This is a genomic window from Fusibacillus kribbianus (assembly GCF_030053595.1).
Classification (GTDB): domain Bacteria; phylum Bacillota; class Clostridia; order Lachnospirales; family Lachnospiraceae; genus Lientehia; species Lientehia kribbiana.
This window is the reverse complement of the sequence record NZ_JASGBQ010000023.1, coordinates 33,650-50,720: the sequence shown is the minus strand read 5'-3', so window position 1 is coordinate 50,720 and position 17,071 is coordinate 33,650. Positions and strand designations below refer to the sequence as shown.

Sequence of the window (17,071 nt, the reverse complement as noted above, 5' to 3'; positions counted from 1 at the left end):
TTTGCGTGTAGCTGTCATAACCTATCCTCCGTAATTGTAGTGAAATAGTCTAACTATCTTTCATTTACAATTATAGAGGAATCCAGGAGATAAGAAAATCCGCAGGAATATTTGGCGCTTACGTTGAAAAATGTTCCAAGCATAAAACCGCCCCGGTTATTTCTCTCAGATATGTTTGATTCCTTACACATCTGTCGGCGAGATACCGGGACGGTTTTCCTGTTTTTTCGTTCGTGAAAAGCCTGTTGTAATTGTTCTAAACCTGTAATATAATTGATTTAATTCGGCGGCCGCCAGTTTGTAAACCGCCCCAAAACCATCTATCAAAACACAGGAGGTCTCACATGTCCACAGCTTTACTTGATTCCTTCCAGCTGATCGTTGCTGGCTATCTTCTCTATATCGCAATTAAAGGCAATGGCCAGATGTACCGCTTCGGCAACCTGAGCGAAGCAGACCAGGCCGCCGTCCATAAACCACTGCGAATTCTGTATGCCATCGGAGGCGTTATTGCACTGGCAGAATTTGGGATCGCCTCTCTTAAGTCTTCTATGTTTACCATCGTCTCAACAGAAGCAGGTTCATCTATTACCCAAAATTTTTCCATCTCAGGCTTTTCTTTTCTGACCTACGATCTTTTGGGTATCATCAGCACAGTTCTGAACGTTTGCCTGATCCTTTTATTGATGGGGATCTTTATCTGGCTCTACCGCAAAGGCCCCCGCGATCAGAAGGCGTAAAACTGCCGTGACCGGATTCTGTAGTGAGAGCTTATGGCCCGGTTTACTCTCTTCCCAGAGTTTTCCTTTCTGCACCGGCCATAAAATCCAGCACCTGCGCTTCCGACTGAATGTGCAGGTGAGCTCCCAGCCCCTGGGAATTGAGTGCACCTGCGCCGCAGGCAAATTCCGCACAGGCCTCGGGCTCCATGCCCTTCAGCAGAGAGTGGATGAAAGCCGCCACAAAATTATCGCCACAGCCCGTTGTGTCGACGGGCTCCACCCGGTAGGGATCCGTAAAGAATCTCTTTTCTGCATTCTTGAAAAAGCAGCCGTCGCCGCCCATTTTTAAGACCACATTTTTCACTCCTGCCGACAGGAAATAGTCGGCAATTTTGTCCGGATCCGTTTCCCCTGTCACATATACCGCCTCATCATAGCTGGGCATCAGATAATCGGTGTAGGGATAGACCTTCTCCACCGCTTTCGGCCCCTTTCTGTCGCTGTCGTTGTTCATATCTGCCACGGTGATGGCTCCGCTCTCCTGGGCTTTCTTAAAAATCACCTCGATACCGTCGGTGTCCAGTTCTCCCAATGCAAACAGACTGCCTGCTGTAACCACTTTTGTCTTCTCAAATACAGACAGATCAATATCTGACATTTTCAAAGTGAAATTGTGCCCTGGCCCATCAAAGAAGGTATGGTTTCCGTCCGGTCCGATAATGACGATGGCCGTAAAGGTACGGCAGTCATCGGGGCGCACCAGAAGAGAAGTATCTACTCCCTGCCTTACCAGGTCCCCATAGATCATATCGCCCACATCCTTCTTATCCAGCCTCGTAAGAAGCGCACAGCGGTTTCCGTACTTTGCCAGCATGGACGCCTCATTGACTGCGTCGCCGCCGGAGGCAAACAGAATCTCGTCGGCCATAAAAGTATCCTTCTCGGAGGTCAGTGCATCCGAAGGGATATTCGTAACTAAAATATCCTGTACGATCTGTCCGATACAAATGACATCATATTCTTTGTTCTGCATATTCACGATCAAATCCCCACTTTCTATCCTCTTTTTGCCAGCGCCACTTAATAGGCTCAATACGGATCACGCCGTTTGCCCTCTGTGGACTGGCACTGCTTTCATTGTAACGCTCAGACGGCTTTCCCGCAACTTGAAAATCAATTGCTTTTCCCATTCTCAACGACGGCCCGGTAATGTTCCGGATCGGTCGCTCCCTCCGTGCTGAAACAGAGAACGACAGATTCCTCGTTAAGCTTCAAAGCCTCTTTATCTTCTGCCAGCTCCGGATCTTTCATAAGAGCTGACAGCACACCGGGTCCTACGGCGCCGGATTCACCGGAAATGATCCTTTTGTCCCCAGGGAGCGGCTTCCCCAGAAGTCTCATTCCATCGGCCGCATAACAGTCATGACAGGAAATAAACGCATATGCGTGATCCCGCAGAATGGGCCATGCCAGGGCAGACGGTTCCCCGCAGGCAAGACCGGCCATCATGGTATCCATTTTTCCGGTGACCGCTACCGGTTTCCCTTCCCCTTTCCTGATTGACCGGAAGAAGCAGTCCGCCTTCTTCGGCTCCACGATCACGATAACCGGTGGCTGTTCCCGGTATACGTTCAGAAAAAAGGCTGCCACAGCAGCCGCCATGGATCCAACTCCCGCCTGAAGGAATATATGAGTCGGTCTGGTTTTCCGCCTCGTTCCGAATGCCTCCAGTTCTTCATACGCTTCCAGCGCCATGGTGAGATACCCTTTCATGATCAGCTTCGGAATGCGCTCGTAGCCATCCCAGGCCGTATCCTGCACGAGAATCCATCCCTCCTCTTTCTCCTTAGAGGCAGCCAGACGAACTGCGTCATCATAGTTTAAATCTGTGATATACGCGTCCGCTCCCTCTGCAAGGATATTGTGTAAACGGCTTTTCGCTGTTCCTTCCGGCAGATAAACGACCGCTTTCTGGCCCATCTGACGCGCCATCCAGGCGACTCCTCTCCCGTGATTGCCGTCAGTCGCTGTAACAAAGGTATGCTTCTCGCCGGGCATCCAGTCCTTTGCTGCAGTACCCATGGCAAAGGAGGCCCCCAGTGCCTTAAAGGCATTCAGTCCGAAGCGGGAGGACTCATCCTTCACATAGAGCCCGCTGATCCCCAGCTTCTCCGCCTGACCCGCAAGCGGCACAAGAGGCGTTGGTCTGTAGCCTGAAAGAGTCTCATGAAAGCTTCTCACCTCTCTGGCTGCGGCTTCATTCCATAGGCTCAGATCGGTCTTCTTTGACGCCTGATGCGTATTACGTATCATCTCAAAACGATCGTCCATGTTACCTCCTTTTTCCGAAAAACTGCTTCTTATATTGAAGATAAGCATAGCAAAAAAAGAGCATCCTGTAAATGCAAAAGAAGAGCGCTTCTGCGCTCTTCTTCATAAATTCTGTTGGAATGATAAAGCTTATACCAGCTCGATGAGCACTTCCATGGCTGCATCGCCTTTTCTCTGGCCAATCTTTACGATTCTGGTGTAGCCGCCCTTGCGGTCAACATATTTGGGAGCGATCTCCTCAAACAGTTTCTTGGGCATATCTACAGCCTTGGTGTTCTTCTTGCGTCCGGCAACTTCCTTGGGAACCTCAGTCACAGGATAAAGAACCTCAAGCATCTTGCGACGTGCGTGCAGTCTGCTGGGCATATCCTTCTTGATGGTCTTCTGGATCTCATCGTATACGGTAACCTTCTTGCCGTCTACAACTTCCTTTACTCTCTTGCCGTCTTTGTCTTTTCTTGCCACCTTTGCAGTAACGGTAACCTCTTCGAAGTTATCCTTTTCCTTTACTGCCAGAGCGATCAGGCCTTCAGCGATCTTGCGGATCTCTTTAGCCTTAGCCTCTGTGGTAACGATCTTGCCATTGTAGAGAAGATTGGTCACCTGATTTCTCAGGAGAGCCTTTCTCTGGCTGGAAGTTCTTCCAAGCTTTCTATAACCTGCCATGATATTCTTTCCTCCATTTGTGGAACAGGCGGCCACGCATCTTCGGGCTTACTGACCGTCTGCTTTCAATTCCATAATGTGTTGTTTTTATTCGTCGCTGGGATTCAGCTCCAAACCAAGCTCCTTGAGCTTGCTCAGAACTTCTTCCAGGGACTTGCGGCCCAGGTTTCTGACCTTCATCATATCCTCAGATGTGCGGTTGGTCAATTCCTCTACGGTATTGATGCCGGCACGCTTCAGACAGTTGTAGGAACGAACAGACAGCTCCAGCTCGTCAATGTTCATTTCCAGTACCTTTTCCTTCTCATTGTCTTCCTTCTCCACCATAACTTCTGCAGTCTTGGCGTTCTCAGACAGATCAATGAACAGGTTCAGATGCTCACTCAGTACCTTTGCCGCGAGGCTTACAGCCTCATCGGGAGCCAGGGTGCCGTTTGTATAAACATCCAGAGTCAGCTTATCGAAATCGGTAATCTGACCTACACGGGTATTCTCAACAGACAGATTCACACGCTCAATGGGAGTGTAAATGGAGTCGATTGCGATCACACCGATGGGCAAATCCTCGCTCTTATTTTTATCTGCGCTCACATAGCCGCGTCCCTTTGTAATGGTCAGCTCCATGTAAAGCTTACAGTCGCTGCCGCCGCTTAAGGTGGCAATCACCTGGTCAGGATTGATGATCTCAATGTCCTGATCAGCCTGAATATCTGCGCCGGTCACAACACCCTCGCCTTCGAACTCAATGTAAGCAACCTTGGGCTCGTTTGTCTCGCTGGTATTTTTGATGGCCAGATTCTTCAGATTCATAATGATCTCAGTCACATCCTCCTTGACACCGGGAATGGAACTGAACTCATGAAGCACGCCGTCAATCTTCACCTGGCTGATGGCTGCTCCGGGCAATGAGGAGAGCATGATTCTCCTCAGTGAATTTCCCAGAGTGGTGCCATAACCACGCTCCAGAGGCTCAACGACGAATCTTCCATACTTTTTATCTTCTGAAATCTCTGCTATTTCGATATTGGGTTTTTCAAAATCGAACATTGATTAAGCCCTCCTTTTGGGTAATTAATCTGAGGGCCGAAAAAAGCTTCGGACACTCCTTATGCCTTAAGGATTATTTGGAGTACAACTCGACGATAAGCATCTCGTTTACGGGAACGTCGATCATCTCTCTTGTGGGCAGCTGCTTTACAGTTGCGGACAGGTTCTCCTGATCAACATCCAGCCATTCGGGAACCAGTCTGCCGCCGGTCACTTCCAGAACATCCTTGTATCTCTGGGAATCTTTCACTTTCTCTTTAATCGTGATCACATCGCCGGCTTTTACCAGATAAGAAGGAATGTTTACGCACTTGCCGTTTACAAGAACGTGCTTGTGGTCAACGATCTGTCTTGTCTCTTTTCTGGTTCTTCCGAAACCAGCACGGAACAGTACATTGTCCAGTCTGGATTCCAGCATGATCATCAGGTTCTCACCAACCATGCCTCTCATCTTGGAAGCCTTTGCATAATAATTTCTGAAGGGCTTCTCCAATACACCGTAGATGAATTTTGCTTTCTGCTTCTCACGAAGCTGAAGAGCATACTCACTCATCTTTCTGTTGGCTCTCTTTAATTCTCTGTTGGATTTCTTATCTATTCCTAAATAAATCGGGTCAAGTCCAAGGGACCTGCATCTTTTAAGAACAGGAACTCTATCTACTGCCACTTTTCTGCACCTCCTAATTAAACTCTTCTACGCTTGGGCGGACGACATCCATTATGGGGAACCGGAGTTACGTCTTTAATGCTGGTTACTTCCAGACCGCATGCCTGCAGTGCACGGATCGCAGCTTCACGTCCTGAGCCGGGGCCCTTTACCATAACATCAACGGATTTAAGTCCATGTACCAGAGCTGCCTTTGTAGCAGTTTCTGCAGCCATCTGAGCTGCATATGGAGTAGATTTCCTTGAACCTCTAAATCCCAGACCGCCTGCACTAGCCCATGACAGAGCATTGCCCTGTGTATCTGTTAACGTAACGATGGTATTGTTAAAAGATGACTGGATGTGCGCTTGTCCGCGTTCAACGTTTTTCTTAACACGCTTTTTTGTCACTTTCTTTGCAGTGGACACTTTTTTAGCCATTTTAAACTAACCTACTTTCTTCTACTTGTTTACCTGTTACTTAATCAATGCTGCACATTGATGATAATAATGCCAATGCATTATTCGTCCGCAATGCCAGTTCAAAAAACTGACGTTTTTTGAACACATGGCTGTCGCCATATGTGTCATCCGGTCCCGATCGTCCGGTACGCAAGCGTCCCGTTCGCTCTGTCCCGTCTGCCTCGCATTGCTCGTAGCTTAATGATTATTTCTTCTTATTAGCTACTGTCTTCTTCGGGCCTTTTCTTGTTCTGGCATTGGTCTTTGTTTTCTGACCACGAACAGGCAGACCTTTTCTATGACGAATTCCTCTGTAGCAGCCAATTTCCTGTAATCTCTTGATATTCATTGCCACTTCACGACGCAGATCGCCTTCTACAAGCTGATGGTCTGCTTCAATGGCAGCTGCGATTCTCTTAACTTCATCGTCAGTTAAGTCACGCACGCGGGTATCAGGATTTACATTGGCCTCGGCGAGGAGACGGTTGGAACTAGCCCTACCGATTCCATAGATATAAGTCAATCCGATTTCAATGCGCTTTTCTCTCGGTAAATCGACACCTGAAATACGAGCCATGAGTATTGTACCTCCATTATTATTTTTACTGCCGGTGTTTCTTTCGCTGTCTGCACAGCATTTTGCATTTTTTATTTTTAATCATCATGAACAACTCTGCCGGGTGTGTTCACAATGCAGCCGCATGAATCAAGCGCGCACTGGCGCTGTAAATAAAACAGCCCGCAGGAATCAACCCTGACGCTGCTTATGCTTCGGATTCTCGCAGATGATCCGGATGCTGCCTTTTCTCTTGATAACCTTGCATTTTTCGCAAATCGGTTTTACAGATGACCTAACTTTCACAGGTTTACTCTCCTTTCCCAAAAAAGTCCGCATATCATTATAGCACTTACCCTTCATAAAAGCAAGTGTTTCTATGGGATTTTTTTCATTGGTTCCTCAATGTCATTTGTCTCTCCAGATGATCCTTCCCTTTGACAGATCATAGGGAGAAAGCTCCAGGGTTACCTTGTCGCCCGGTAAAATTCTGATGTAGTTCATGCGGAGCTTTCCGCTGATATGTGCTAACACCTGATGTCCGTTTTCCAATTCTACCTGGAACATGGCATTGGGCAGCTTTTCAATTACGGTTCCTTCGATTTCAATAACGTCACTCTTGGACATCCCGTTACCTCCTACTTGGTGGGGACCTTGGCCGTTTGCAGCTTAATGGCCCGTTTTACGTCTTCATTTCTGACCGGCTTTGTACCTTCGGAAAACAGCATTCTGAGATCTGTCTGTGCAGGAACAAATTTCAGATGTTTTTTCTGCTTTCTTCTGGGCTTGTCAAGGGTCCGCGTCTTTCCGTCGGCAAGAAGGTATTTTCCTTCCTCATATCCGACGATTATATACAGCTTTTCTTTGTCATGGCCGGCCGTTGCGATGGCGAATCCGCCGATTTCCTTCCTCATATCCGGCACCGCCTACAAAGACAGGATTTCCGGCTCACCTTCTGTGATGAGGATCGTGTTTTCATAATGGGCCGACAGGGAACCATCGTCGGTCACTACTGTCCATTCATCATCGCTCCAGGCCACATCATAGCGTCCCATATTGACCATGGGTTCAATTGCAAGGGTCATACCGGGGCGGAGCTTGATGCCTCTTCGTCCCATATCGAAATTGGGAATTTCCGGGGACTCATGCATTTCCGTTCCGATTCCGTGTCCCACCAGATCTCTGACCACGCCATACCCAAACTGTTCACAGTATTTCTGGATCGCAGTTCCAATGTCATTGAGATGATTGCCCGCTTTTGCGAATTTAATACCTTCAAAAAAGCTTTGCCTTGTCACCTCGATGAGCTGTGCTGCTTCCCTGCTGATTTCTCCGATCCCGTATGTTCTGGCCGCGTCTGACTGATAGCCCTTGTAGATCAGACCGGTGTCCAGACTGACAATGTCGCCCTCATGGATCACCCGCTTTTTACTGGGGATCCCGTGAACGACCTCATCGTTGATGGATACGCACACCGATGCGGGAAAACCGTTGTAGTTCAGGAACGAAGGAGTACATCCGTAGCTTCGGATAATTTCCTCACAGATCCTGTCGATCTCCTTGGTCGTCATACCTGCACGGAGCGCTTTTTCAAGTTCCAGATGGGTTTTGGCAAGGAGTCGTCCGGCCTCTCTCATCAGTTCGATTTCTCTTTCTGATTTGATCGTAACTGCCACTTTTATTCTCCTAATATCTTGCAGATGTCAGCAAAGACATCGTCCATGTCCATTGTTCCGTCTACCTCTTTGAGGCAACCCTGCTTCTCATAATAATCAATGAGGGGCTGTGTCTGCTCGTGGTATACAGAAAGACGCTTTGTCACGGTCTCCGGCTTGTCGTCATCTCTCAGAATAAGAGCCTCACCGCAGACATCGCATACGCCCTCCTTCCTGGTGGGAGCGTGAACAATGTGATAGGTAGCTCCGCAGCCGACACATGCTCTTCTGCCGGACATCCGGTTTACAATATTCTCATCGGGTACTTCTACATTGATCGCATAATCAATCTTCTGTCCCATGGAGAGAAGCACTGCATCCAGGCTTTCGGCCTGAGGAATGGTTCTGGGGAAGCCATCCAGAACATAGCCCTTCTCACAATCCGGCTGCTTTACCCTGTCAGCCACCAGGTCGACTACCAGCTCGTCGGGAACCAGAGCACCCTGATCCATATAAGCCTTCGCCTTTTTTCCAAGCTCCGTGCCGTTCTTAATGTTGGCGCGGAAGATATCACCTGTGGAAATGTGGGGAATCTGATACCTGTCGGCGATTTTCTTTGCCTGGGTTCCTTTTCCTGCCCCAGGTGCCCCTAACATAATCAGTCTCATAATCCATCCTCCGGTTGATTTCCGGGAGGCCTGACCCCCGGATACGAAAACAACGAGTAAAGTCAGGTTGACCGGCACAGGAAACCTTCGTTTCCCCTGCCGGAACCGTTTATTTGAATCGAATTTAGTCGTTTAAGAAGCCCTTGTAATACCGTACCAGCATCTGGGATTCGATCTGCTTCAGCGTCTCAAGGATAACACCTACGATAATGATGATGGAGGTGCCTCCGAAGGAGAGCTGGCCGATGTTGAAGATACCGGAGAACAGAATCGGGATAACAGCCACAATCGTGAGACCGACAGCGCCGATAAACACAATATAATTGAGAATTCTGTTCAGGTAATCCGAGGTAGGACGTCCCGGACGGATACCGGGGATAAAGCCGCCCTGCTTCTTCATGTTGTCCGCAATCTCAATCGGGTTAAAGGTGATTGAGGTGTAGAAATATGCAAAGGCTACGATCAGACCGATATAGATCAGAAGACCAATGCTCAAAATAGGATCGGACGGTTTGCACCAGTTGGAGGAGGAAAGAGCCAGAAGGATCCGGCCTCCCACTGTGGAATAATCCACGCTGAAGAACTGTGCGATCACTACCGGGAAGGACATCAGTGAGGATGCGAAGATGACCGGGATCACACCGGCGGTGTTCACCTTCAGGGGAATGTTGCTGGACTGTCCGCCAACATATCTTCTTCCCTGCATCTTCTTTGCATACTGTACGGGGATCCTTCTCTCACCGCCCTGAAGCAATACGACAAATGCGATCATTGCCAGAATCACTGCCAGGATGATGACTGCAGAAAGAGCAGCCTTTGCTACAGAGGTCCCTGCCATGAACCGCTCGTAAAGAGACATAAAGTCATCGGGCAGTCCGGACAGGATATTGATAAGCAGGATAATGGAAATACCGTTTCCAACACCCTTTTCGGTAATTCTCTCCCCCAGCCACATAAGCACTGCACTGCCGGCAGTCATGGTCATGATCACCACGATGGCATTGTACCATGTGAAGTTGATCAGCATACCGGAGTTGCCGAAGCCAATGGTCATAGCTGTGGATTCGATCAGAGCCAGGCCGACCGTCACGTATCTGGTGAGCTTGGCAATGAACTTTCTCCCCTCTTCACCTTCCTTATGCATCTCTTCCAGCTTCGGAATTGCAATGGTCAGAAGCTGCATGATAATGGAGGATGTGATGTAAGGGGTAATGCTCAATGCAAATACAGAGAGCTTCGTAAAGGAGCCGCCGGTCATAGCGTTGAAGAAATTGAACGCTGTGCCGGACTGACTTGCAAACCAGTCGGCAAAATACGCCGTGTTAACACCCGGAATCGGTATATGAGCACCAATTCTCACTACAATTAAAATGAAGAATGTGAACAGGATTTTCTTTCTCACTTCTTTAATTTTAAACGCATTCTGGAGTGTTTTCCACATATTAGATCACCTCTGCACTTCCACCAGCAGCTTCAATTTTTGCTTTTGCACCCTCACTGAATGCGTTCACCTTAACCGTAAGCTTTTTGGTTAACTCACCATTTCCGAGGATCTTAACGCCATCTCTGGGGTTCTTTACGATACCGCTTTCGATGAGAGTCTCAACGGTAACTACGGTATCATTATCGAATCTCTCAAGAGCATCTACGTTAATGCCTACGATCACCTTGGAATTTCTGTTTGTGAAGCCTCTCTTAGGAAGTCTTCTGTATAAAGGCATCTGACCGCCTTCAAAACCGGGTCTGGGAGCGCCGGAACGAGCCTTCTGGCCCTTGTGTCCCTTACCTGCAGTCTTTCCGTTTCCTGAACCGTGTCCACGGCCTCTGCGGAACGCATCGCTGTGCTTGGAGCCCTCAGCGGGTCTTAAGTTTGATAATTCCATCTTGTTGCACCTCCTTCTCGTTAGACTTCTTCTACTTTCACCAAGTGCTTAACCTGCCAGATCATACCTCTGACAGCTTCATTGTCAGGAAGCTCAACTGTTTTCTGAAGCTTGGTAAGGCCAAGGGCTTCCACAGTTTTTCTGTGCTTCGGAACAGCACCGATGGGAGATTTTACCAGCGTAACTTTTAATTTCTCTGCCATTTTCGTTTCCTCCTTTAGCCAATCAGCTCTTCCACAGCCTTGCCGCGGTTCTTGGCAACTTCTTCAGGAGTCTTAAGGCTCTTGAGGCCCTCAAGGGTAGCAAGAACAACGTTCTGCTTGTTGTTGGAGCCCAGGGACTTGGTCCTGATATTCTTGATTCCTGCCATCTCCAGCACGTTACGTGCAGGACCGCCGGCGATAACACCGGTACCTTCAGGAGCTCTCTTCAGAAGCACACATGCGCTGCCGAACTTGCCGATGAAGTCATGGGGAATGCTCTTATTTTCGTCAACGGGAATCTCGATCATGTTCTTGATGGCATCTTCTTTACCCTTGCGGATTGCCTCAGGAATTTCTGCAGCCTTGCCCATGCCGGCTCCCACATGTCCGTTGCCGTCTCCGACAACTACCAGTGCGGAAAAGCGCATTGTACGTCCGCCTTTAACGGTTTTGGATACACGCTTAATCGCAACTACCTTATCGCTGAGCTCTAACTGGCTGGCGTCAATAATTGTACGTTTCATGTGTTCTCCTCCTCAATTAGAATTCCAGACCAGCTTCACGAGCCGCATCTGCTAACGCTTTGATCTTGCCCTGATAGATGAAACCGCCTCTGTCGAAAACAACAGTGGTAATTCCCTTTTCCAGAGCCTTCTTTGCGATTACTGTTCCCAGATGAGCAGCAGCTTCCACATTGTTCGTCTTGCTAAGCTCAGCCTTTACATCCTTCTGCAGAGTGGATGCGGATACCAGCGTGTTGCCAACCGTATCGTCGATGATCTGAGCGTACATATGATTATTGCTTCTAAACACACAAAGACGCGGTCTCTCAGCGGTGCCGCTGAAACGATTGCGGATTTTTCTATGTTTATTACGACGGATTTCCGTTCTTGATTCCTTGCTAATCATTCTTGTCACTCCTCCTATTTATTATTTCTTACCGGTCTTTCCAACCTTACGTCTGATTACCTCATCAGCATACTTGATGCCCTTGCCCTTATAAGGCTCAGGACGTCTCTTGTCTCTGATCTCGGCAGCAAACTGGCCGACTTTCTCTTTGTCGATACCCTTTACGATGATTTTGTTCTGGCCTTCCACTACGGACTCCAGACCATCGGGATCTTCCATTTCAACCGGATGGGAGTAACCCAGGGAAAGAATCAGCTTCTTGCCCTGCTTCTGAGCTCTGTAACCAACACCGTTTACTTCCAGTACCTTCTGGTATCCTTCCGTAACACCGTGTACAATGTTGGCAAGCAGGCTTCTGGTCAAACCATGTAAGGATTTCATTTTCTTTAAATCGTTGGGTCTTGTTACAACGATATGGCCATCTTCCAGCTTAATATCCATTTCAGCGGGAAGCACTCTCTCCAGAGTTCCCTTGGGGCCTTTAACTGATACCTTGTTATTTTCTGCAATATCGACTGTTACACCAGCCGGTACCGCGATTGGCATTCTACCTATACGTGACATGCCCGTACCTCCTTAAATAATAGTTAATAGTTTTGTTTAACAGTCCTGAGCAGCCGGAAAATGAAAAACAGACGCGCAGATCCATCTGCAGGCGGATGATTTTTCATTTTCGGATGAGCACTCTGAACGGTTACATACTGTTAATCGCGCGAGCGGACAGTCTAAGGTGACTGTTCACTCTTCACTATTAACATGAATAAGCGTAATTCCGGCTCGTTTTCGCTAAGTTGCTTTCGGGTATGTTCGCTCCACTAACCTCGCACTTCGCCTGACGGCTTGTGCTCGCTAAGGGTCGCGAACGGCCTCGCACTAAGCTCAAACTTCGCCTCCGGCTCGTTTTCGCTAAGTTGCTTTCGGCCTACCAAACGAATGCTAAAACTTCGCCGCCTACGTTCATCTCTCTGGCCTTCTTGTCGGTCATAACACCCTGGTTTGTGGAGATGATCGCAATTCCGAGTCCGCCGAGAACCTTGGGAAGATCCTCTTTGCCGGCGTATACACGCAGACCGGGCTTGGAGATTCTCTTTAATCCGGTAATGATCTTTTCATTCTTGTCCTTGCCGTATTTCAGGGTAACACGGATGGTCTTGAAAGCACCGTCCTCTAACAGGTCATACTTTGCAATGTAACCTTCGTCAACCAGAATATCGGCAATCGCCAGTTTCATCTTTGATGCAGGAATATCTACTGTATCATGTTTTGCAGTATTTGCATTACGGATTCTTGTAAGCATATCTGCAATGGGATCGCTCATAGTCATTTTTTTTGCCTCCTTATTGTTATTTGCATCAGTGATTTGGAGTTGTCGCCACTAAGCTCAAACTTCGCCTCCGGCTCGTTTTCGCTAAGTTGCTTTCGGGTATGTTCGCTCCACTAACCTCGCACTGCGCCTGACGACTTGTGCTCGCTAAGGGTCGCGAACGGCCTCGCACTAAGCTCAAACTTCGCCTCCGGCTCGTTTTCGCTAAGTTGCTTTCGGCCTACCAGCTGGCTTTCTTAACTCCGGGAATCTGTCCTTTATATGCTAATTCACGGAAGCAAATTCTGCAAATTCCGTATTTTCTCAGGTACGCATGGGGACGTCCGCAGATTCTGCAGCGGCTGTATTCTCTGGTGGAGAACTTGGCCGGTCTCTGCTGTTTAATCTTCATTGAAGTCTTTGCCATTTGATTTTCCTCCTAATTATTTCGCAAAAGGCATATTGAATAATCTCAAAAGTTCACGGGCTTCCTCATCGGTCTTTGCAGTTGTAACAAAGATGATGTCCATACCTCTTACCTTATCAACCTTATCGTATTCAATCTCAGGGAAAATCAGCTGCTCCTTGATACCGAGCGCATAGTTTCCTCTGCCGTCGAACGCATTGGGGTTCACACCGCGGAAGTCACGTACACGGGGCAGTGCCAGGTTTACAAGACGGTCAACGAACTCATACATCTTCTCGCCGCGAAGAGTAACCTTGCAGCCGATGGCCATCCCCTCTCTGATCTTGAAGTTTGCAACAGACTTCTTGGCCTTTGTAAGAACAGCCTTCTGTCCGGTGATGGTCTCCATATCCTTAACAGCTGTATCAAGAATCTTGGCATTTTCCTTGGCTTCGCCAACGCCCATGTTGATGACAACCTTCTCGAGCTTCGGAATTTCCATTACGTTCTTGTAGCCGAATTTCTTCACCATAGCGTCTTTGATCTCGCTATTGTATAACTCCTTTAATCTACTCACTTTCCTGACCTCCTTTCTGATTAGTCGATTACTTCACCGGTAGACTTGGCAACACGGACCTTCTTTCCGTCCTTCTCGGTAAAACCGATTCTGGTTACCTTGCCATTGTGAAGATACATAACGTTGGAAGCGTCAATGGCACCTTCCATGTTAACGATACCGCCCTGCTGATTCTGAGCGCTGGGCTTTGTATGCTTTGTCAGCATATTCACGCCCTCAACGATCACGCGGCCATTCACATGGTCAACCTTGATAACCTTGCCTTCCTTATCCTTATCCTTGCCGGCGATAACTTTGACCATATCGCCTTTCTTAATCTTCATAGTTGCCATTTTTTCGCCCCTCCTTATAATACTTCGGGAGCCAGGGAAACAATCTTCATAAACTGCTTCTCACGGAGCTCTCTTGCCACAGGCCCAAAAATACGGGTTCCTCTGGGGGTCTTGTCATCTCTGATGATGACAGCAGCATTTTCGTCGAAACGGATATAGGAACCGTCCTTACGGCGGGTGCTGTTTACGGTACGTACAACTACGGCCTTCACGACATCACCCTTCTTTACAACACCGCCAGGTGTTGCATCTTTAACCGAAGCAACGATTACATCGCCAATACTTGCATATCTTCTGGTGGAACCGCCCATTACACGGATGCAAAGGAGCTCTTTGGCGCCGGTATTGTCAGCCACCTTCAGTCTTGTTTCCTGCTGAATCATGTTAATTCTCCTTTCAGTCGGATGAAAAGCTTATTTCGCCTTTTCGATGATCTCGACAAGTCTCCATCTCTTATCCTTGGACAAAGGTCTCGTTTCCATTACTTTAACAGTATCGCCGATTGCGCACTCATTGTTCTCATCATGTGCCTTCAGCTTGTAGGTTCTCTTTACGATTTTACCGTATAAAGGATGTTTTACATGGTCCTCAATTGCAACTACGATAGTCTTTTCCATCTTGTCGCTTACAACCTTACCGGTACGGGTCTTTCTCAAATTTCTTTCCACGGATTTTTCTCCTTTCATAGCGCGTATGACTACTCAGCAGCCTTTGCGGTAATCACGGTCTGAATCCTGGCGATGTTCTTGCGAACCTCTTTGATTCTGCTTGTGTTATCCAGCTGGTTGGTTGCGTTCTGAAATCTCAGGTTGAAAAGTTCCTTCTTAGCAGCTACTAATTCTTCATTTAATTCTGCAGCGGACTTTGTCCTTAAATCTTCTACATACTTATTAATTTTCACTGTTATCACCGCCTTCTAAATCTGCGCGAGAAACGATCTTACATTTTACTGGCAGCTTGTGCATAGCAAGACGTAATGCTTCTCTGGCTGTCTCCTCGGCTACACCTGCAATTTCAAACATCACACGGCCGGGTTTTACAACTGCAACCCAGTACTCCAGTGAGCCTTTACCAGAACCCATACGGGTTTCAGCCGGTTTCGTAGTTACGGGCTTATCGGGGAAAATCTTGATCCAAACTTTACCGCCACGCTTGATGTATCTGGTCATGGCAACACGGGCAGCCTCGATCTGATTGGATTTGATCCATGCGGGCTCAACAGCTACAAGACCAAACTCACCATTGGTGATCTTGTTGCCTCTCATGGCTTTTCCTGCCATGGTTCCGCGGAACTGCTTACGACGTTTAACTCTCTTAGGCATTAACATTATTTAGCTCCCCCTTCCTTCTTAGCTGGAAGAACTTCGCCTTTGTAAATCCAAACCTTTACGCCAACCTTGCCGTAGGTGGTATCTGCTTCGGCGAAACCATAATCGATGTCTGCTCTCAGGGTCTGCAGCGGGATGGTACCGTCGCTGTAGAACTCGGTACGGGCCATATCAGCACCGCCCAGACGTCCGGAAGCGCAGGTCTTGATTCCCAGTGCGCCGGCCTTCATGGTTCTTGCCATGGTGGACTTCATGGCACGGCGGAAGGAAATACGGTTCTCAAGCTGAAGAGCAATACTCTCTGCTACCAGCTGTGCATCCTTGTCGGGTCTCTTAACTTCCTTGATGTCGATGAAAAGCTTCTTGTCAGTCATCTTCTGAACCTGAGCCTTTAACTTTTCGATCTCTGCACCGCCCTTACCGATCACGATACCGGGCTTTGCTGTATAGATAATTACCTTTACGCGGTCAGACGCTCTCTCGATCTCGATCTTGGAAACGCCGGCGCTGTATAATTTTTTCTTCAGAAACACTCTGATCTTATGGTCCTCTACCAGGTTGTCGGCAAAATCAGCTTCCGCATACCATTTAGAGTCCCAGTCTTTGATAATACCGACTCTTAAGCCATGAGGATTAACTTTCTGTCCCATATTGCCCTCCTTATCTTTCATTAAGCACAACGGTAATGTGGCTCATTCTCTTCTCGATTCTGTAAGCTCTGCCCTGTGCTCTCGGTTTGATTCTCTTCATGGTCGGTCCCTTGTTTGCGTAGCACTCTTCTACGTAAAGCTTCTCAGGGTTCATACCGTTGTTGTTCTCAGCATTTGCGATTGCTGACTCAAGCAATTTCTTTATTAAAGTAGAAGCATATCTGGGATTGTAGGTGACAATACCAAGTGCAGTCTGCACATCCTTGCCTCTGATGGCGTCTAATACGAAGCATGCTTTCTGAACAGATACTCTGGCGAAAGACAGCTTTGCTGAAGGTCTGGTATCTTTGTTCTCGTTTCTCTGTCTCTTAATCTGGCTTCTATGTCCCTTAGCCATGGATAAAACCTCCTTTCTCTATTTCACGATCAGCGCTTGGATTTCTTCTCGTCCTTGCCGTGACCTCTGTAGGTTCTGGTTGCAACGAACTCACCAAGCTTATGGCCTACCATATCCTCGGTAACATATACCGGAACATGTTTTCTGCCGTCATGAACTGCGATTGTATGTCCAACCATCTGCGGGAAAATGGTGGAACGGCGGGACCAGGTCTTGATAACCTGCTTCTGTCCTGCTGCGTTCATCTCATCTACCTTCTTTAATAAATGAGCATCTGCAAACGGTCCTTTTTTCAATGAACGTGCCATTGGTTTACCTCCTTCTTATCCGA

General features: G+C 48.0%; 31 protein-coding genes. 1 reads left to right on the top strand and 30 read right to left on the bottom strand.

Annotated elements, in window-relative coordinates:
- Window positions 1-344: 344 nt before the first annotated feature.
- Entirely contained in the window at window positions 345-740 is a 396-nt protein-coding gene (locus tag QJ036_RS11270) for a hypothetical protein (RefSeq protein ID WP_283231481.1), read from the top strand.
- 43 nt (window positions 741-783) lie between these two features.
- Here the strand turns inward: QJ036_RS11270 and QJ036_RS11265 are convergent, their stop codons facing one another.
- From QJ036_RS11265 to rpsS, 30 genes are all read right to left on the bottom strand, one after another.
- On the bottom strand, window positions 784-1,755 hold the full coding sequence (locus QJ036_RS11265; protein WP_283231482.1) for a carbohydrate kinase family protein: 972 nt from the start codon (window positions 1,753-1,755) through the stop codon (window positions 784-786).
- Window positions 1,736-1,912 (bottom strand): hypothetical protein, encoded by a 177-nt coding sequence (locus QJ036_RS11260; protein WP_283231480.1) that lies wholly within the window; start codon window positions 1,910-1,912, stop codon window positions 1,736-1,738. The genes QJ036_RS11265 and QJ036_RS11260 overlap by 20 nt, the downstream gene beginning before the upstream one ends.
- The gene (locus QJ036_RS11255; RefSeq protein ID WP_283231479.1) at window positions 1,896-3,053 is read right to left on the bottom strand and encodes a diaminopropionate ammonia-lyase; all 1,158 of its coding nucleotides are present in this window, start codon (window positions 3,051-3,053) and stop codon (window positions 1,896-1,898) included. Before QJ036_RS11255 ends, QJ036_RS11260 begins: the two co-directional genes overlap by 17 nt.
- Before the next feature lie 129 nt (window positions 3,054-3,182).
- Window positions 3,183-3,719: a bL17 family ribosomal protein gene (locus tag QJ036_RS11250; RefSeq protein ID WP_283231478.1), complete on the bottom strand. Its 537-nt coding sequence runs from the start codon at window positions 3,717-3,719 to the stop codon at window positions 3,183-3,185.
- 87 nt (window positions 3,720-3,806) lie between these two features.
- Window positions 3,807-4,766: a DNA-directed RNA polymerase subunit alpha gene (locus tag QJ036_RS11245; RefSeq protein ID WP_283231477.1), complete on the bottom strand. Its 960-nt coding sequence runs from the start codon at window positions 4,764-4,766 to the stop codon at window positions 3,807-3,809.
- 73 nt (window positions 4,767-4,839) lie between these two features.
- Window positions 4,840-5,433: a 30S ribosomal protein S4 gene (rpsD, locus tag QJ036_RS11240; RefSeq protein WP_283231476.1), complete on the bottom strand. Its 594-nt coding sequence runs from the start codon at window positions 5,431-5,433 to the stop codon at window positions 4,840-4,842.
- Between the two features lie 17 nt (window positions 5,434-5,450).
- Window positions 5,451-5,852 (bottom strand): 30S ribosomal protein S11, encoded by a 402-nt coding sequence (rpsK, locus tag QJ036_RS11235; protein ID WP_087221165.1) that lies wholly within the window; start codon window positions 5,850-5,852, stop codon window positions 5,451-5,453.
- A gap of 226 nt (window positions 5,853-6,078) precedes the next feature.
- Window positions 6,079-6,450, bottom strand: a complete 372-nt coding sequence (gene rpsM, locus QJ036_RS11230) for a 30S ribosomal protein S13 (protein ID WP_283231475.1) — start codon at window positions 6,448-6,450, stop codon at window positions 6,079-6,081.
- A 171-nt stretch (window positions 6,451-6,621) separates the two neighbouring features.
- Window positions 6,622-6,735, bottom strand: a complete 114-nt coding sequence (gene rpmJ, locus QJ036_RS11225) for a 50S ribosomal protein L36 (protein WP_003022746.1) — start codon at window positions 6,733-6,735, stop codon at window positions 6,622-6,624.
- Between the two features lie 102 nt (window positions 6,736-6,837).
- Window positions 6,838-7,056, bottom strand: a complete 219-nt coding sequence (gene infA, locus QJ036_RS11220; RefSeq protein ID WP_283231474.1) for a translation initiation factor IF-1 — start codon at window positions 7,054-7,056, stop codon at window positions 6,838-6,840.
- A gap of 11 nt (window positions 7,057-7,067) precedes the next feature.
- Window positions 7,068-7,343, bottom strand: coding sequence for a KOW domain-containing RNA-binding protein (locus QJ036_RS11215; protein ID WP_283231473.1), 276 nt, complete (start codon window positions 7,341-7,343; stop codon window positions 7,068-7,070).
- Between the two features lie 12 nt (window positions 7,344-7,355).
- Window positions 7,356-8,105, bottom strand: a complete 750-nt coding sequence (map, locus tag QJ036_RS11210; RefSeq protein WP_283231472.1) for a type I methionyl aminopeptidase — start codon at window positions 8,103-8,105, stop codon at window positions 7,356-7,358.
- A gap of 2 nt (window positions 8,106-8,107) precedes the next feature.
- Window positions 8,108-8,752 carry an adenylate kinase gene (locus QJ036_RS11205; RefSeq protein ID WP_283231471.1) on the bottom strand — a complete coding sequence of 215 codons (645 nt, stop codon included), beginning with the start codon at window positions 8,750-8,752 and terminating at the stop codon, window positions 8,108-8,110.
- Between the two features lie 124 nt (window positions 8,753-8,876).
- Window positions 8,877-10,193, bottom strand: a complete 1,317-nt coding sequence (gene secY, locus QJ036_RS11200) for a preprotein translocase subunit SecY (RefSeq protein ID WP_283231470.1) — start codon at window positions 10,191-10,193, stop codon at window positions 8,877-8,879.
- A gap of 1 nt (window position 10,194) precedes the next feature.
- Complete coding sequence (gene rplO, locus QJ036_RS11195; protein ID WP_283231469.1) at window positions 10,195-10,635, bottom strand: 50S ribosomal protein L15; 441 nt, start codon at window positions 10,633-10,635, stop codon at window positions 10,195-10,197.
- Between the two features lie 20 nt (window positions 10,636-10,655).
- On the bottom strand, window positions 10,656-10,838 hold the full coding sequence (rpmD, locus tag QJ036_RS11190; protein WP_283231468.1) for a 50S ribosomal protein L30: 183 nt from the start codon (window positions 10,836-10,838) through the stop codon (window positions 10,656-10,658).
- Between the two features lie 14 nt (window positions 10,839-10,852).
- Window positions 10,853-11,362, bottom strand: a complete 510-nt coding sequence (gene rpsE / locus QJ036_RS11185; protein WP_283231467.1) for a 30S ribosomal protein S5 — start codon at window positions 11,360-11,362, stop codon at window positions 10,853-10,855.
- 16 nt (window positions 11,363-11,378) lie between these two features.
- On the bottom strand, window positions 11,379-11,747 hold the full coding sequence (gene rplR / locus QJ036_RS11180; RefSeq protein ID WP_283231466.1) for a 50S ribosomal protein L18: 369 nt from the start codon (window positions 11,745-11,747) through the stop codon (window positions 11,379-11,381).
- Between the two features lie 21 nt (window positions 11,748-11,768).
- Window positions 11,769-12,311 (bottom strand): 50S ribosomal protein L6, encoded by a 543-nt coding sequence (rplF, locus tag QJ036_RS11175; protein ID WP_283231465.1) that lies wholly within the window; start codon window positions 12,309-12,311, stop codon window positions 11,769-11,771.
- Between the two features lie 358 nt (window positions 12,312-12,669).
- Complete coding sequence (gene rpsH, locus QJ036_RS11170; protein ID WP_283231464.1) at window positions 12,670-13,071, bottom strand: 30S ribosomal protein S8; 402 nt, start codon at window positions 13,069-13,071, stop codon at window positions 12,670-12,672.
- 220 nt (window positions 13,072-13,291) lie between these two features.
- Window positions 13,292-13,477: a type Z 30S ribosomal protein S14 gene (locus tag QJ036_RS11165; RefSeq protein ID WP_191446615.1), complete on the bottom strand. Its 186-nt coding sequence runs from the start codon at window positions 13,475-13,477 to the stop codon at window positions 13,292-13,294.
- A gap of 16 nt (window positions 13,478-13,493) precedes the next feature.
- Window positions 13,494-14,033: a 50S ribosomal protein L5 gene (rplE, locus tag QJ036_RS11160; protein ID WP_283231463.1), complete on the bottom strand. Its 540-nt coding sequence runs from the start codon at window positions 14,031-14,033 to the stop codon at window positions 13,494-13,496.
- A 20-nt stretch (window positions 14,034-14,053) separates the two neighbouring features.
- On the bottom strand, window positions 14,054-14,365 hold the full coding sequence (gene rplX, locus QJ036_RS11155) for a 50S ribosomal protein L24 (protein ID WP_283231462.1): 312 nt from the start codon (window positions 14,363-14,365) through the stop codon (window positions 14,054-14,056).
- Window positions 14,366-14,379: 14 nt separating this feature from the next.
- Entirely contained in the window at window positions 14,380-14,748 is a 369-nt protein-coding gene (gene rplN, locus QJ036_RS11150) for a 50S ribosomal protein L14 (RefSeq protein ID WP_191446617.1), read from the bottom strand.
- 30 nt (window positions 14,749-14,778) lie between these two features.
- The gene (gene rpsQ, locus QJ036_RS11145) at window positions 14,779-15,033 is read right to left on the bottom strand and encodes a 30S ribosomal protein S17 (protein ID WP_416388547.1); all 255 of its coding nucleotides are present in this window, start codon (window positions 15,031-15,033) and stop codon (window positions 14,779-14,781) included.
- A 29-nt stretch (window positions 15,034-15,062) separates the two neighbouring features.
- Window positions 15,063-15,266, bottom strand: a complete 204-nt coding sequence (rpmC, locus tag QJ036_RS11140; RefSeq protein WP_147595167.1) for a 50S ribosomal protein L29 — start codon at window positions 15,264-15,266, stop codon at window positions 15,063-15,065.
- Window positions 15,256-15,693, bottom strand: coding sequence for a 50S ribosomal protein L16 (gene rplP / locus QJ036_RS11135; RefSeq protein WP_283231460.1), 438 nt, complete (start codon window positions 15,691-15,693; stop codon window positions 15,256-15,258). Before rplP ends, rpmC begins: the two co-directional genes overlap by 11 nt.
- A complete protein-coding gene (gene rpsC, locus QJ036_RS11130; RefSeq protein WP_283231459.1) occupies window positions 15,693-16,343 on the bottom strand; it encodes a 30S ribosomal protein S3 in 651 nt (216 codons plus the stop codon). The genes rplP and rpsC overlap by 1 nt, the downstream gene beginning before the upstream one ends.
- 10 nt (window positions 16,344-16,353) lie before the next feature.
- Complete coding sequence (gene rplV, locus QJ036_RS11125; protein WP_283231458.1) at window positions 16,354-16,740, bottom strand: 50S ribosomal protein L22; 387 nt, start codon at window positions 16,738-16,740, stop codon at window positions 16,354-16,356.
- Between the two features lie 29 nt (window positions 16,741-16,769).
- Window positions 16,770-17,048, bottom strand: coding sequence for a 30S ribosomal protein S19 (gene rpsS, locus QJ036_RS11120; RefSeq protein WP_283231457.1), 279 nt, complete (start codon window positions 17,046-17,048; stop codon window positions 16,770-16,772).
- Window positions 17,049-17,071 lie beyond the last annotated feature (23 nt).

Excerpts from the sequence above, each read along its gene's own strand:
- QJ036_RS11270 (WP_283231481.1), top strand. The coding sequence starts at position 345 with ATGTCCACAGCTTTACTTGATTCCTTCCAGCTGATCGTTGCTGGCTAT.
- QJ036_RS11265 (WP_283231482.1), bottom strand. The coding sequence starts at position 1,755 with ATGCAGAACAAAGAATATGATGTCATTTGTATCGGACAGATCGTACAG.
- QJ036_RS11260 (WP_283231480.1), bottom strand. The coding sequence starts at position 1,912 with ATGGGAAAAGCAATTGATTTTCAAGTTGCGGGAAAGCCGTCTGAGCGT.
- QJ036_RS11255 (WP_283231479.1), bottom strand. The coding sequence starts at position 3,053 with ATGGACGATCGTTTTGAGATGATACGTAATACGCATCAGGCGTCAAAG.
- QJ036_RS11250 (WP_283231478.1), bottom strand. The coding sequence starts at position 3,719 with ATGGCAGGTTATAGAAAGCTTGGAAGAACTTCCAGCCAGAGAAAGGCT.
- QJ036_RS11245 (WP_283231477.1), bottom strand. The coding sequence starts at position 4,766 with ATGTTCGATTTTGAAAAACCCAATATCGAAATAGCAGAGATTTCAGAA.
- rpsK (WP_087221165.1), bottom strand. The coding sequence starts at position 5,852 with ATGGCTAAAAAAGTGTCCACTGCAAAGAAAGTGACAAAAAAGCGTGTT.
- rpsM (WP_283231475.1), bottom strand. The coding sequence starts at position 6,450 with ATGGCTCGTATTTCAGGTGTCGATTTACCGAGAGAAAAGCGCATTGAA.
- infA (WP_283231474.1), bottom strand. The coding sequence starts at position 7,056 with ATGTCCAAGAGTGACGTTATTGAAATCGAAGGAACCGTAATTGAAAAG.
- QJ036_RS11215 (WP_283231473.1), bottom strand. The coding sequence starts at position 7,343 with ATGAGGAAGGAAATCGGCGGATTCGCCATCGCAACGGCCGGCCATGAC.
- QJ036_RS11205 (WP_283231471.1), bottom strand. The coding sequence starts at position 8,752 with ATGAGACTGATTATGTTAGGGGCACCTGGGGCAGGAAAAGGAACCCAG.
- secY (WP_283231470.1), bottom strand. The coding sequence starts at position 10,193 with ATGTGGAAAACACTCCAGAATGCGTTTAAAATTAAAGAAGTGAGAAAG.
- rplO (WP_283231469.1), bottom strand. The coding sequence starts at position 10,635 with ATGGAATTATCAAACTTAAGACCCGCTGAGGGCTCCAAGCACAGCGAT.
- rpmD (WP_283231468.1), bottom strand. The coding sequence starts at position 10,838 with ATGGCAGAGAAATTAAAAGTTACGCTGGTAAAATCTCCCATCGGTGCT.
- rpsE (WP_283231467.1), bottom strand. The coding sequence starts at position 11,362 with ATGAAACGTACAATTATTGACGCCAGCCAGTTAGAGCTCAGCGATAAG.
- rplR (WP_283231466.1), bottom strand. The coding sequence starts at position 11,747 with ATGATTAGCAAGGAATCAAGAACGGAAATCCGTCGTAATAAACATAGA.
- rplF (WP_283231465.1), bottom strand. The coding sequence starts at position 12,311 with ATGTCACGTATAGGTAGAATGCCAATCGCGGTACCGGCTGGTGTAACA.
- rpsH (WP_283231464.1), bottom strand. The coding sequence starts at position 13,071 with ATGACTATGAGCGATCCCATTGCAGATATGCTTACAAGAATCCGTAAT.
- QJ036_RS11165 (WP_191446615.1), bottom strand. The coding sequence starts at position 13,477 with ATGGCAAAGACTTCAATGAAGATTAAACAGCAGAGACCGGCCAAGTTC.
- rplX (WP_283231462.1), bottom strand. The coding sequence starts at position 14,365 with ATGGCAACTATGAAGATTAAGAAAGGCGATATGGTCAAAGTTATCGCC.
- rplN (WP_191446617.1), bottom strand. The coding sequence starts at position 14,748 with ATGATTCAGCAGGAAACAAGACTGAAGGTGGCTGACAATACCGGCGCC.
- rplP (WP_283231460.1), bottom strand. The coding sequence starts at position 15,693 with ATGTTAATGCCTAAGAGAGTTAAACGTCGTAAGCAGTTCCGCGGAACC.
- rpsC (WP_283231459.1), bottom strand. The coding sequence starts at position 16,343 with ATGGGACAGAAAGTTAATCCTCATGGCTTAAGAGTCGGTATTATCAAA.
- rplV (WP_283231458.1), bottom strand. The coding sequence starts at position 16,740 with ATGGCTAAGGGACATAGAAGCCAGATTAAGAGACAGAGAAACGAGAAC.
- rpsS (WP_283231457.1), bottom strand. The coding sequence starts at position 17,048 with ATGGCACGTTCATTGAAAAAAGGACCGTTTGCAGATGCTCATTTATTA.